Below are 12,828 nucleotides of genomic sequence, written 5' to 3' on the forward strand. Positions count from 1 at the left end.
TCATGCCACTTTGTTTAATTTATCTAAACACACCGTTATTAATAACTTGATTATTTTAACAGTTTCGCATTGGTACAATCCCTTAGGTCTTTTAGGTGGAGCAACTTAAATTGAGCCAATTGGGATGAGAATATGAAAAGAGAAAAATGTGTTATTCAAAGTTTTCCAGCTGTAATTTGTTGGATTAATGAAAATATCCACCAGGGAATCAATGCTGCCGATGTAATAAGAATATCGGGATATTCACGTTCTTATTTTTTACGCGAATTTCAATTACACCACGGCGTTAGTGTTTCATCCTTCATCAAAGCGACACGGCTAAAAGCATCGGCACAAAAGCTCGTATCCACAGAGTTAAAAATTTTCGAAATTGCACGGGACATGGGATTCCCGAGCCAGAGCACTTTCTGCCAGATATTTAAAGGCTATTTCAATATGTCTCCCACAGAATTCCGCTACCGCTCCATGCGGCCAGTAATACAATAAAATAAGCTGCCAAATTTTTCGGATATAATTATTTATATTTTCACGTCGAGGTAAACCGTGCTTAAAAATCTATTCGCATGACTAGATTTGGAAGATGATTTTTATTACGGCTTAAAAATAGGAAGGGGATAACTTTACTCAACCAAAACACGAATCGTTATCCCCATTGGGTAGAAGTCTTCTACCACTGAACCCCTATGCCATACTGATAAACCCAGTACATTGCCCCAATCGATATGGCTAAATTCACAATCACCGTGATAATAAAATAGGTTTTAAACGGTTGTTTTTGCGTCTTATGGCGGAAAATTTGCTGACCTAAAATCGCGCCGACCCAGCCGCCGATCAGGCCAAAGAATAACAATGTTATCTCAGGAACTCGCTGCCACGATTTCACGGCGGCTAATTTATCAATGCCGTAGATAATCAACGTTAACGCATTGAGTAACAGGCACCACATCACAAACGGATGCAGAGAAAACAGGCTACCGACGGCCGCCAGTGCGAGAAACAGATAACAAAAGCGATTAAGATTCATGCAATAAACCGATTAAATAGAATGAAGAAAGCGTGCGTATAGTGGCCCTCGACGCAGCATGATGCAATGTTACGCCTTCCGAAAAATCCCCCAACACAATGCGAGAGAGCTCACATTTCATTATTAGCGTTACAAATATCCAGTAAATGCATTTTTTATCCCATAACATCCCCTCATTTTTAAACGCCATACTCCCTTCAAGATTTCAGCCTACTTAAAAGAACCGCAACGTAGTGCGATTGGTTTCCCTTTCAGACTCAGAGGTAGTTATGGTTAAAAAATTTATCGCTGTTTGTGCATGTCCAATGGGGTTAGCTCATACGTTTATGGCCGCTCAGGCGCTAGAAGATGCCGCAAAAGCGGCAGGTTATGACCAGATAAAAATTGAGACTCAGGGCGCAGACGGCATCGAAAATCGCTTAACCGTGCAGGACATTGCGGAGGCCGACATCATTATTCATTCGGTTGCCATCACGCCTGAAGATAACGAACGCTTTGAAAGCCGCGACGTATATGAAATCACCCTGCAAGACGCCATTAAAAATGCGGATGGGATCCTACGTGAAATTGAAGAAATGATTCAATCCGAACAATAAGAAACGCGGTTATTTTTCAATCAATTCATCAGGGAGATATACCTATGGCTATTAAGAAAAGGAGCGCAGTGAACCCTTCATCTGGCGGCGAAGCGACGCTGGCTAAAAATCCCAATGCGATGCCCGCGGCAAAACCCAGTATGTGGGGCGATCTACCGCAGCATGTGATGTCTGGTATTTCACGCATGGTGCCGACGCTTATCATGGGCGGCGTCATCTTGGCCTTCTCCCAGCTTATTGCCTATGCGTGGCTGAAAGTGCCTCCTGAGATGGGCATTATGGAGGCCATCAACACGGGGAAATACGTTGGCTTCAATCTCTCCTTGATGAAGTTTGCTTATTTATCGCAGTCGTTTGGCGGAATTCTATTTAGCTTCGCCATCCCGATGTTTGCCGCATTTGTCGCCAATTCAATCGGTGGAAAGCTGGCGTTCCCTGCGGGGTTTATTGGCGGATTAATCGCAACTCAGCCAACCCCTGAATTAACGTGGGACTTAAGTAAACTGCAATGGGTCACCAACTCACCGGTTCCCTCAACGTTTATTGGTGCGCTCATTATCGCCATTGCCGCCGGTTATTTAGTGAAATGGATGAATGCCAAAATCCAATTACCTGCTTATTTACTGGCATTTAAAACCACCTTTTTGTTGCCTATTCTATCGGCCGTTTTTGTCATGCTGGCCATGTATTATGTCATTACGCCGTTTGGCGGTTGGGTGAATGCCGGTATTCGCGTCATGCTGCAAGCTGCCGGTGATAAAGGCGTTTTGATGTATGCCGTGGGGATTTCCGCCACCACCGCTATTGACCTCGGTGGGCCTATTAATAAAGCAGCAGGTTTTATCGCTTTTAGCTTCACCAGCGATCACGTTCTGCCTATCACCGCTCGCGCTATCGCAATTGTGATCCCCCCTATCGGTTTAGGGCTGGCAACGCTCATTGATCATCGCCTGACTGGCCGCCGCTTATTTAGCAGCCAGCTGTATCCTCAGGGAAAAACCGCGATGTTCCTCGCTTTTATGGGGATTAGTGAGGGTGCCATTCCATTCCTGCTCGAAAGTCCGCTAGCCTCAATTCCGGCCTATATGACGGGCGCCATCGTCGGTTCCACCACCGCCGTCGCATTAGGCGCAGTGCAGTGGTTCCCTGAGTCAGCTATTTGGGCGTGGCCTTTAGTGACCAACTTGGGGGCTTATATGTTTGGCATTGCGTTAGGTGCCGTTGTGACCGCGCTGATTACCGTATTTATTCGCAATATCCTGTTCAAAAAAGGCAAATTGCACATTGAGGTGATGTCTTAATGGATAACGGTGCTGCCATCGCCACAAACGATGGCAGCAAGTATAGCCCGTCGGTCTTATCATGATATTTAAGCGAGTGTCTCATGTATAAATCGCCCTCTTCAGCGCTCACCGCCTGTCAAATATGGCTAGCCAAGCGCAATTTAGACGCCGTTATTATTAACGCCAAGCAGAATAAATTTAGCCATACAGGGCTACTTAGCACCTCGGGATACCTCTTTATTACCCGCACCAGCCAGCATATTTTGGCCGACTCTCGTTATTATCATGAGCTATCCGCTAAGGCTGATAGCTATCAGTTGCACATGACGGATACGCAACACCCTGCATCGGCCATCATCAATCAAATCATTGCGCAGGAAAAACTCGCTTGCGTTGGGTTTGAAGCCGAGCATCTGAGCTACAGCCAAAGTCTGTCTCTCATCGAAAAAATTAACGCGGAGATGAGCCCAATTTGTCTCGATGAACTGCGCCAAATAAAAACGCCGCCCGAGATCGATACCATCAAATCGGCATGTTTAATTGCTGACTGCGCCTGCGCGCACATTCGCCAATATATTCGCCCCGGTATGACGGAACATCAGATCGCCAACGAGCTTGAGTGGTTCATGAAAAACGAAGGCGCGGAGAAGACGTCATTCGATACCATCGTGGCCAGCGGAGTACGCGGAGCCATGCCTCATGCCAAAGCCTCACAGAAAGTCGTTGAGGCCGGAGAGTTCATCACGATCGATTTCGGTGCTCAATATCAGGGGTATTGTTCGGATATGACCCGCACTTTTTTAGTTGAGGGTAACGGCGATAACTCCCTGCAAGAGCACCCACTTTATGCCATTTATCAGGTGGTGTTGCAGGCTCAACTCGCTGCCATCGCCGCTATTCGACCGGGTGTGCGCTGCTGCGATATCGACAGCGTGGCGCGTTCCATCATTTCAGCCGCAGGTTATGGCGATTTCTTTGGCCATAATACCGGCCATGCCATAGGCATTGATGTACACGAAAACCCTCGATTCTCCCCAACAGATACCACGGTTCTGCAGGCAGGTATGCAGCTAACCGTCGAGCCAGGTATTTACCTGCCAGAACTGGGCGGTGTGCGTATTGAAGACGTGGTATTAGTCACCGAAAACGGCTGCGAAGTTTTATACCAAATGCCCAAACAATTGCTGACTACCGGCGAGGATATCCAATGAATATCGACCTATTACAGGCTCTCTGCGAAGCAGATGCCATCGCATCCTCAGAACAGGAAGTTCGAGATATTCTCATACAGCACGCCAACCTATGCGGCAAAAAGGTTTCTTTTGACGGGCTAGGCTCAACGCTGATTCAGCTCAACCAGTCCTCAGGGCCTACGATTATGATTTGCGCCCATATGGATGAAGTGGGTTTTATGGTGCGAAACATCACTCGCGAAGGTGCCGTTGAGGTTATCCCCATTGGTAATGTGCGTATGCTAGCCCGTTTCATGCAGCCAGTTCGCATTACCACGCAGCACGGCAAGAAAATCCACGGGTTGCTGGACGCTGAGCTACATGGATCTGAAGCGCATAATTTGTGCGTAGATATTGGTGCTACATCGGCGGAAGAAGTGAATCAGTGCGGAGTTCGCATTGGCGATCGCGTTACCTACGCCAGCGACTTCAAGGTCCTCTCTCCTGAATCGCGCATCATGGGAAAAGCCTTTGATGACAGGCTCGGCTGTTTCTTGCTGATTGAATTAATGTACGCCCTGCGCAACGTTGAATTGGATGCCGAAATTTGGCTAGTCGCCTCTTCCAGCGAAGAGGTGGGGATGCGCGGGGGTAAAACCGCAGCACACATGATTCAACCTGATTTAGCCTTAATCCTCGATACCGCGTGTTGGTCAAAAAACTTTGATTACGGTGCTGCTAATCATCGACAGATTGGGCAAGGACCGATGCTGGTGATGTACGACAAAACGCTCATTCCGTCCCCTCGCCTGCTGAACTTTATTCAAGACACAGCGCAGCAAAATGCCATTCCATTGCAAACCGATATGTTCAGCAACGGCGGTACCGATGGCGGCAGCGTACATCTTTGCGGCAAAGGCATTCCAACTGCGGTACTGGGCGCACCAACGCGGCATGGCCATTGCGCCGCATCGATTGCGGATTTGCGGGATGTCGAACAGACCAAGCAGCTTCTCGTTGCGGTCATCCAGCAACTGAATGCCGACACACTCCATCATTTAACGGACTTTTCGCAGTAGCGCGAGTTTAGAAAAGGATTCATGCCATGCTAAAGATAGAATTTCTCTGCCCTCTGCCAAACGGCTTACATGCCCGCCCCGCCTATGAACTCAAAGGCCAGTGCGGTCTGTTTGACAGTGAGATTATCTTTATTAACCAGCGCTCCAATCACCGCGCCGACGCGAAAAGTTCACTCGCGCTTATCAGCACCGGAACATTGTTTAACGACGCTTGCCTGCTCGAAATCCACGGGCACGATGAAGAAAAAGCCTACCGCGCGTTAGACACCTATATTAAACAGAGCTTTGCCGACAGCGACAGTGAAATTGAACCTCTGCCCGTAGCCACCACGCGCCCTATCCCACGCTCGCTATCTCACTTTCAACCAAGCCTAATCCATGGCTGCGGTCTATCCAGCGGCATCGGACATGGCGCGCTGTTGATCTACCGCCATACCAATATCGACATCTATAAATCACAACCGGCCAACGTGCAGGACCCACTTCTGCTTGAACATAGCTTGATTGCGCTTGCCGAACAGCTTAACCACCAGCTGACCAGCCTAAAAGGGCAAAGCAAAACTATTATTAATGCCCATCTCTCGCTGATTCAGGACAAAGAATTTAGCCAAAATATTTTGCGCCATCTGAACCAGAGAAAGTGCAGTCTGGCGACCGCGGCCATTGAAAGCATGGAAGAAGTGTGCGGCAAATTAGCCATGTCAGCGAGTGAATACCTGCGCGAGCGCGTGCAAGATATCAGAGACATTACCGCGCAGCTGCTGCAAGTTGCCTATCCCAACGTCAATTTGGGCGCTCCGCTGGTTTTACATAAACCAACGATTATTGCCGCCGAAGATATCACGCCGAGTCAGTTTTTAAGCTTAGACAAACAACTGCTGGCAGGAATGGTGTTAGCGCAAACCGGACGCACCTCGCATACGCTCATTTTAGCGCGCTCATTGGGCATCCCCGTGCTGTCGGGGATCGAACTGTCGGCCTTACAGCATTTGGATGATAAAACCGTCTTTATCGACGCGCAGGCCGGTATTCTGGTGATTGAGCCTAATGAAGACGTCAGTGGCTATTTCTCCGTGGCTCTCGGGCTGGAACAGCAAAACCGTGCACGTCAGCTGAAAATGGCGGATCTTCCGGCGGTGACGCAGGATGGGCGCTGCATTGAAATTGGTGCCAACATCGGTACGGCGCAAGAAGCCCCCGCCGCGTTTAGCCAAGGGGCTGAAGGTATTGGCCTATTTCGCACCGAAATGCTGTTTATGGATCGCGACAAAGCGCCCGATGAGCAAGAACAGTTTGAAGCCTATCAGCAGGTGCTGATGAATGCTGGCAACCATCCCGTGATTTTTCGCACCATGGATATCGGCGGCGACAAAAAAATCAGCTATCTGAATATCCCTCAAGAAGAAAATCCGTTTCTTGGCTATCGTGCGGTACGCATTTATCCCGAGTTTACCGAGCTATTTACCCTTCAACTGCGCGCTATACTTCGAGCGGCCACCACGGGATATGCACGTTTAATGATCCCAATGGTTCACACGCTCGATGAAATTCTGTGGGTGAAACAGCAAATCGCCTCGGCTCAGCTTTCGCTGAAAGCGGAAGGTTTACGCTATGCCGAAACGCTAGAGCTCGGCATTATGGTTGAAGTCCCCTCGGTGTGTTTTATCATCGATCACTTCTGCGATGAGGTTGATTTCTTTAGCATTGGTTCCAACGATATAACGCAATATCTGTATGCCGTCGATCGCAATAACCAACGCGTCGCCCACCTTTATAATCCGATTACCCCTTCGTTTTTGCGTATGCTGCGCCAGATAATCGACGTAGCACATCGACGTGAACGCTGGGTGGGGCTGTGCGGTGAACTCGGAGGGGAGCCAAGATATTTGCCACTGCTGATCGGTCTAGGTCTGGACGAACTGAGCATGAGCGGTGCACGCATTCCAGCCATTAAAGAGCTGGCGCGTAAGCTCAGCGCCGAAGAGTGCGTTGCACTGGCCAATCGCGCCTGTGAGTGTAAATCGGCGAACGATATTGAAGCGTTACTGGATACGCAGGCAATTCCTGCTGAACAGAAACCGTTATTGGCTCTAGAGAATATTATCGTTCCCGCCCCCCTAACCAATAAAGAGCAGGTGATTCAATATTTATGCGGCAATTTAGCCATTCAGGATCGCACCGATCATCCAACCGAGCTGGAAGAGGATGTTTGGCAGCGTGAGGATATTGTTACCACCGGTGTGGGTTTTGGTTTTGCAATTCCGCACACCAAATCGACTCATATTAAGCACTCCAGTATCAGTATTGCTCGCCTTGAAAAGGTTATTGATTGGCAATCCGAAATGGGGGAAGTCGATTTCGTTATTATGCTAACCCTCGGCGCGCAAGACAGCGTTAGCCACGTTAAAGTCTTTTCGCAGCTCGCGCGTAAATTAGTGAAGAAAGAGTTTCGTGAGGCGATGCGTTCAGCGCCGGATGCAGAGGCTATCCTCTCGTTGCTACAAAGCGAATTAACCTTTTAACTCGATAAGAAACGCTCTCGGTATTCCGAGGGCGTTACCTCAAATTGCCGCTTAAACAAGCGGCAAAAATAGCTCGCATCGCTATAACCACAGCGGTGGGCGACTTCATTCACGTTCAAATGGTATTTCTGTAAGATCATCTTGGCTTTGCCCAACCGCACCCAATGCAGATAATCAATAAAGCTCATACTTCCCTCTTGCTGAAAAATACGAGACAGATGATTAGCGCTGATATTGAACATAGCGGCGGTATTTTCGCGGGTAAGCCCACTGGAAAAATTATCCTGAACGTAAGTACAGATGCTTTTATATAAAAAAGCACCGCGCTGCATTTTATTTGCCAGCGGTAAGGCCAGTTGATTGCGGCAAACATGCAGCAGACTCAGCACTAAATAACGGCCAATATCAGGATCTGCCGTTCTTGCCGCTAACGCATTTAGCGCCTGTAAAATATGCTCGATCTCTTCGGCATTTTGTTGGGTTATTTCCAGCGTTCTTAAACGATGAAAGCCCGCTGTTGCAGCGCGTTTATCAAAGAAATGAAAACCAATATAGGACGGCGCAAACAGCACGCTGAGCAATAACACATCTTTGTCCCACGTCGGCTGACTGCTCGCCAACGCAGGAATAAACAGCGCATCGCCGTGAGCCAGCGTAATGCTCGTACCCGCTGGCTTTTCTGCCGTATAGCTGCCACGTAAAACAATTTCAAGGCGCGGAAATTTAACACCAAGGCCATTCCCTAACGCATGGCCTTGGTTATCATGGGAACGCTGAGCAAAATAAGTGTGTTTAAGCTGCTGAGGATTCAAAACCAGCCCGCTTAATAACTCGGTGAAAAACGGATGATCCGTCAGCGACATATCACTTCACATATCACTTCACACATGCACATCATCCCGTATTCCCTCACCCATATTTCCCCCGTCGTCATGAGGTCAATATACCACGCCCTCTACTTACGCTTTCTGAACAGGCACACACATTTCAAAATCCCATATGCCGCTTTCGGTGCCATCGTTGTGGTATTTTTCAAAACACGGCGCGTTAATGGGTACATAGCCGCTTCTTGGCAGGACTTCGTTGAAAAACTCCATCCACGGGCGACCAAAATCACCGTCCTCAACGTGCGCCTGCGCCACCGCGTATAAGCCGCCTTTCAAGGTATCAATGCGAACCCCTTCGCTATTGGCCGGTAAAACAAAATCAGGCTCGACGGTAATCGCGGTATCAACGCGCATCTCTTCCGGTGGAACTTCTTCTGGGTTGTCGTAATAGATCGCAATCCAGTCACCGTTTTCATCCACCTTATTATTATCAATCCATTGATATAGCTTCTGAAAACCGACACCCACATTTTGGTCTAACGGCCCAACCATGCGAATACCCGCGAAAATGCGCTCGGCGCGCTGCTCTACAATCATTTCCATTGTAACGCCCTCTCTCATTGCCAAGTGAAATACTGTATCCATAAACAGTATTGTCAAAATAAACCAAATTGCCAACTGCCGATTTTCACTTCTGTGATTCGCGCCGCGTTACGGATCTTGGTGAAAAAATAAGCGCCCTATTTTACAGATCGTTACATTGGTTTTTATGCACAAAAAAGAAACACCCACCAACATCACACTTTCAGTTGTCATTAACTTGTAAAAAAAATACAAACAAAAACATAGGAAGTAACATATGACTTCATCTGCCTCAAAGCCCTCTCAGGCTAACGCCCGAACCGTGTTCCGCGTCACAAGCGGTAACTTTCTCGAAATGTATGATTTTATGGTGTTTGGCTATTACGCCAGCGCGATAGCTGAAACATTTTTCCCCACGCAAAGCCCCTTTGCATCACTCATGCTAACGTTGATGACGTTCGGCGCGGGCTTCTTAATGCGGCCATTAGGCGCGATTGTGTTGGGTGCCTATATTGACCATCACGGTCGCCGCCGAGGTTTATTGATTACCTTAGGCCTGATGGCGCTGGGAACATTAACCATCGCCTGTACGCCGTCGTACCACAGCATTGGCATGGCGGCACCGCTACTGATTCTGGCCGGTCGTCTGCTACAAGGTTTTTCAGCCGGTGTGGAGCTGGGCGGAGTATCCGTCTACCTGTCTGAGATTGCCCCGAAAGATCGCAAAGGGTTTTACGTTAGCTGGCAATCCGGCAGCCAACAAATTGCCGTTATCTTTGCGGCGCTGCTGGGCGTGGGGTTGAATCAGTATCTTGGCAAGAGCGTGATGACGGATTGGGGTTGGCGCATTCCGTTTATCGTGGGCTGCCTGATTGTGCCTTTCTTGTTTTATATCCGCCGTATGTTGGAAGAAACTGAGGCGTTTAACCAACGCAAACATCGTCCAAGCATGAGCGAAATTACCCGTTCGGTTGCCAGTAACTGGCAGTTGGTTCTGGTGGGTATGTTTATGGTGGTGACCACCACGGTGTCGTTCTATCTCATCACGGCGTTCACGCCAACCTATGGCAAAACGGTGCTGCAATTCACCGCTCAGCAAAGCTTTTTGGTCACGCTGTTAGTGGGGATTTCAAACCTATTCTGGCTACCGGTGATGGGTTCTCTGTCAGACAAAGTCGGCCGCCGGCCACTGTTGTTACTGTTTAGCGCGTTGATGCTGCTGACGTCTTATCCATCCTTGAACTGGCTGGTAGCACATCCCAGCTTTGCGCATTTGATTGAGGTGGAGCTGTGGCTGTCGTTTATGTATGCCAGCTATAACGGTGCGATGGTGGTATGCCTAACCGAAATCATGCCAGCAGAAGTGCGCGCTTCGGGCTTTTCCATGGCTTATAGTTTGGCAACGGCGATTTTTGGCGGATTTACACCGGCCATCTCCAGCTATCTGATCCACGCCACCGGTGATAAAGCGATGCCGGGGATGTGGCTTTCGGCTGCCGCGGCCTGTGGCTTAATCGCCGCGCTGGCGCTACCGGCAATCCAACGTTTGAATAGCAATCGAGCCGTCACGGTGCCTAGCGGCAGCGCGATAGAGCCAAAGTAAGTTTCTCGCGCCAGAAATGAATCTTCCCGACTTTTTCATCCAGAGAAAGTCGGGATTTTTTGGCCTTAAAGCGGCCACAGCCACGCAGCACCGCGCACGCCGCTGGAGTCACCGTGTTTAGCTTTACGCACCGGCGTTTCGCATTCCCGTCCGAATACCCACGTTGAGATCAGCGGCGGCACCGTGGTATATAACCGGTCCACATTACTCATCCCACCACCAAGCACCACCACGTCAGGATCGATGATGTTAATTACGTGGGCTAACGATTTTGCTAGTCGCTGTTCATAGTGAGTAATCGCACGCTCAGCCAACGCATCGCCTTGACGAGATAACGCCATGATTTCAGCGCCCGCCAGCGGCTGGCCGCCTAAACGCTGGTAGTCTGTTTCAAAACCGGTACCAGAGATAAAGGTTTCAATACAGCCTGATTTCCCACAGTAGCAAGGCACCTCTTTCTGATACTGCCACTCGTCGTCAGTAAGCCAAGGCAAAGGGTTATGTCCCCACTCGCCTGCAATACCGTTGCCACCCGCATGCACCCGCCCATCGATGGCAATACCTGAGCCACAGCCGGTGCCGATAATCACCGCAAACACCAAATGTGCTCCAGTCGCTGCACCGTCGGTTGCTTCTGAAACGGCGAGACAGTTGGCATCATTGGCTAAACGAACGTCGCGCGACAGACGCTTGGCAAGATCTTTGTCTAATGGCTGGCCGTTCAGCCAGGTGGAGTTCGCATTTTTTACCAGTCCGGTAAAGGGCGATAATGTGCCGGGGATCCCCACGCCAACGCTTCCTCGCTGACCAGTTTGCTTTTCGGCTAGCTCCACCAGCCCCGCAATCGCCTCAACGGTTTTTGCGTAGTCATCACGAGGGGTCGCAATGCGATGCCGAAACAGCTCCTGACCGTTGTTTTCCAAGGCGATAACTTCAATTTTGGTACCGCCCAAATCTATACCAATACGCACATAGCCCCCTAAACAGACGAATACTGAGTCGAGCTAGTGTGCAAAATTTCTCGGGCAATTAATACTACAGTCGCCCTTCTTTATTCGTTATCATGCGCCCTGTTTAACACATTGCCATACCCCAAATAATGGGAGTTGCATCAAGGCGGCAAGAGAGCGCAGCCAACATAGATACAACTTCAAGTATGAAGGGTATAAAACATGGCGCGCGATGCGTCACGATCAGGGACAACGCTAATGCTATGGTTTAAGAATTTATTGGTTTACCGTCTGAGCCGCGATGTTCATCTGGTGCCAGATGAAGTTGAAAAAATGCTGGGCTCTATGGCCTTTACGCCGTGCGGTAGTCAGGATATGGCGAAAACGGGCTGGGTCTCTCCGATGGGTTCCCACAGCGACGCGCTGACTCACTACGTCAACGACCAAATCCTGTTGTGCGCACGTAAAGAAGAAAAAATCTTGCCATCGCCGGTATTAAAACAGGCGTTACAGGCAAAAATTGAAAAGCTGGAAGGCGAGCAAGGCCGCAAGCTTAAGAAAACCGAAAAAGATTCGTTAAAAGACGAAGTCCTGCACACGTTACTACCGCGTGCTTTCAGCCGTTTCAGCCAAACTTGGCTGTGGATTGATATGGCGAACGGCCTAATCATGGTCGATGCTGCCAGCCCGAAAAAAGCAGAAGACACCTTAGCGCTGTTGCGTAAAAGCATTGGCTCACTGCCGGTGGTGCCATTAACCATGGAAAGCCCAATTGAGCTGACGATGACCGAATGGGTGCGCTCAGGCGAAGTTCCTGCGGGCTTTGCTCTGCAAGACGAAGCGGAGCTGAAAGCAATTCTGGAAGAAGGCGGCGTGATCCGCTGTAAAAAACAGGATCTGGTTTCTGACGAAATTGCCGTTCACATTGAAGCGGGCAAACTGGTGACCAAGCTGGCGCTGGACTGGCAGGAGCGCATTCAGTTGGTGCTGTCCGACGATGGTTCACTGAAGCGTTTGAAGTTCTCTGAAACGATTCGCGATCAGAACGAAGACATCGACCGCGATGATTATGCACAACGCTTCGATGCCGATTTCATTTTGATGACCAGCGAACTGGCTGCGTTAATCAAAAATATTATTGAAGCGCTCGGCGGCGAATCAGAAAAATAAGCCGTACCCATAGGCAGTAC

General features: G+C 49.3%; 12 protein-coding genes. 8 read left to right on the forward strand and 4 right to left on the reverse strand.

All coding sequences use genetic code 11. From position 1 onward, the window contains the following. Window positions 1-132 precede the first annotated feature (132 nt). Complete coding sequence (locus DSM2777_RS23920; protein ID WP_071889943.1) at window positions 133-486, forward strand: helix-turn-helix transcriptional regulator; 354 nt, start codon at window positions 133-135, stop codon at window positions 484-486. Window positions 487-667: 181 nt separating this feature from the next. Here DSM2777_RS23920 and DSM2777_RS19170 read toward each other — a convergent pair whose 3' ends face one another. Continuing rightward, entirely contained in the window at window positions 668-1,024 is a 357-nt protein-coding gene (locus tag DSM2777_RS19170; RefSeq protein WP_046457181.1) for a DUF1294 domain-containing protein, read from the reverse strand. Window positions 1,025-1,293: 269 nt separating this feature from the next. Between DSM2777_RS19170 and DSM2777_RS19175 the strand changes: the two genes are divergently transcribed. From DSM2777_RS19175 to ptsP, 5 genes are all read left to right on the forward strand, one after another. Further along, window positions 1,294-1,620, forward strand: a complete 327-nt coding sequence (locus DSM2777_RS19175; RefSeq protein WP_061554887.1) for a PTS fructose transporter subunit IIB — start codon at window positions 1,294-1,296, stop codon at window positions 1,618-1,620. Window positions 1,621-1,664: 44 nt separating this feature from the next. Further along, the gene (locus tag DSM2777_RS19180; protein WP_061554888.1) at window positions 1,665-2,921 is read left to right on the forward strand and encodes a PTS fructose transporter subunit IIC; all 1,257 of its coding nucleotides are present in this window, start codon (window positions 1,665-1,667) and stop codon (window positions 2,919-2,921) included. A gap of 83 nt (window positions 2,922-3,004) precedes the next feature. Further along, on the forward strand, window positions 3,005-4,114 hold the full coding sequence (gene ypdF, locus DSM2777_RS19185; protein WP_061554889.1) for an aminopeptidase: 1,110 nt from the start codon (window positions 3,005-3,007) through the stop codon (window positions 4,112-4,114). Then, window positions 4,111-5,154 carry an aminopeptidase gene (ypdE, locus tag DSM2777_RS19190; RefSeq protein WP_061554890.1) on the forward strand — a complete coding sequence of 348 codons (1,044 nt, stop codon included), beginning with the start codon at window positions 4,111-4,113 and terminating at the stop codon, window positions 5,152-5,154. Before ypdF ends, ypdE begins: the two co-directional genes overlap by 4 nt. Window positions 5,155-5,180: 26 nt before the next feature. Continuing rightward, window positions 5,181-7,676, forward strand: a complete 2,496-nt coding sequence (ptsP, locus tag DSM2777_RS19195) for a phosphoenolpyruvate--protein phosphotransferase (protein WP_061554891.1) — start codon at window positions 5,181-5,183, stop codon at window positions 7,674-7,676. Here ptsP and DSM2777_RS19200 read toward each other — a convergent pair. Both DSM2777_RS19200 and sbmC read right to left on the reverse strand, forming a co-directional pair. Beyond that, entirely contained in the window at window positions 7,673-8,539 is an 867-nt protein-coding gene (locus DSM2777_RS19200) for a helix-turn-helix transcriptional regulator (protein ID WP_061554892.1), read from the reverse strand. The two genes, ptsP and DSM2777_RS19200, sit on opposite strands and share 4 nt — an antisense overlap. 96 nt (window positions 8,540-8,635) lie before the next feature. Then, window positions 8,636-9,106 (reverse strand): DNA gyrase inhibitor SbmC, encoded by a 471-nt coding sequence (gene sbmC, locus DSM2777_RS19205; protein ID WP_025799801.1) that lies wholly within the window; start codon window positions 9,104-9,106, stop codon window positions 8,636-8,638. A gap of 256 nt (window positions 9,107-9,362) precedes the next feature. Here sbmC and tcuC point away from each other — a divergent pair, with 256 nt between their 5' ends. Beyond that, entirely contained in the window at window positions 9,363-10,688 is a 1,326-nt protein-coding gene (gene tcuC / locus DSM2777_RS19210) for an MFS transporter (protein WP_061554893.1), read from the forward strand. 65 nt (window positions 10,689-10,753) lie between these two features. On the opposite strand, the gene mak is transcribed toward tcuC, so the two are convergent. Beyond that, entirely contained in the window at window positions 10,754-11,659 is a 906-nt protein-coding gene (gene mak / locus DSM2777_RS19215; RefSeq protein WP_061554894.1) for a fructokinase, read from the reverse strand. Window positions 11,660-11,896: 237 nt separating this feature from the next. Between mak and rdgC the strand changes: the two genes are divergently transcribed. Beyond that, window positions 11,897-12,808, forward strand: a complete 912-nt coding sequence (gene rdgC, locus DSM2777_RS19220) for a recombination-associated protein RdgC (RefSeq protein WP_025799807.1) — start codon at window positions 11,897-11,899, stop codon at window positions 12,806-12,808. The last annotated feature ends 20 nt before the right edge of the window (window positions 12,809-12,828 follow it).

The organism is Obesumbacterium proteus (assembly GCF_001586165.1).
Classification (GTDB): Bacteria; Pseudomonadota; Gammaproteobacteria; order Enterobacterales; family Enterobacteriaceae; genus Hafnia; species Hafnia protea.

Excerpts from the sequence above, each read along its gene's own strand:
- DSM2777_RS23920 (WP_071889943.1), top strand. The coding sequence starts at position 133 with ATGAAAAGAGAAAAATGTGTTATTCAAAGTTTTCCAGCTGTAATTTGT.
- DSM2777_RS19170 (WP_046457181.1), bottom strand. The coding sequence starts at position 1,024 with ATGAATCTTAATCGCTTTTGTTATCTGTTTCTCGCACTGGCGGCCGTC.
- DSM2777_RS19175 (WP_061554887.1), top strand. The coding sequence starts at position 1,294 with ATGGTTAAAAAATTTATCGCTGTTTGTGCATGTCCAATGGGGTTAGCT.
- DSM2777_RS19180 (WP_061554888.1), top strand. The coding sequence starts at position 1,665 with ATGGCTATTAAGAAAAGGAGCGCAGTGAACCCTTCATCTGGCGGCGAA.
- ypdF (WP_061554889.1), top strand. The coding sequence starts at position 3,005 with ATGTATAAATCGCCCTCTTCAGCGCTCACCGCCTGTCAAATATGGCTA.
- ypdE (WP_061554890.1), top strand. The coding sequence starts at position 4,111 with ATGAATATCGACCTATTACAGGCTCTCTGCGAAGCAGATGCCATCGCA.
- ptsP (WP_061554891.1), top strand. The coding sequence starts at position 5,181 with ATGCTAAAGATAGAATTTCTCTGCCCTCTGCCAAACGGCTTACATGCC.
- DSM2777_RS19200 (WP_061554892.1), bottom strand. The coding sequence starts at position 8,539 with ATGTCGCTGACGGATCATCCGTTTTTCACCGAGTTATTAAGCGGGCTG.
- sbmC (WP_025799801.1), bottom strand. The coding sequence starts at position 9,106 with ATGGAAATGATTGTAGAGCAGCGCGCCGAGCGCATTTTCGCGGGTATT.
- tcuC (WP_061554893.1), top strand. The coding sequence starts at position 9,363 with ATGACTTCATCTGCCTCAAAGCCCTCTCAGGCTAACGCCCGAACCGTG.
- rdgC (WP_025799807.1), top strand. The coding sequence starts at position 11,897 with ATGCTATGGTTTAAGAATTTATTGGTTTACCGTCTGAGCCGCGATGTT.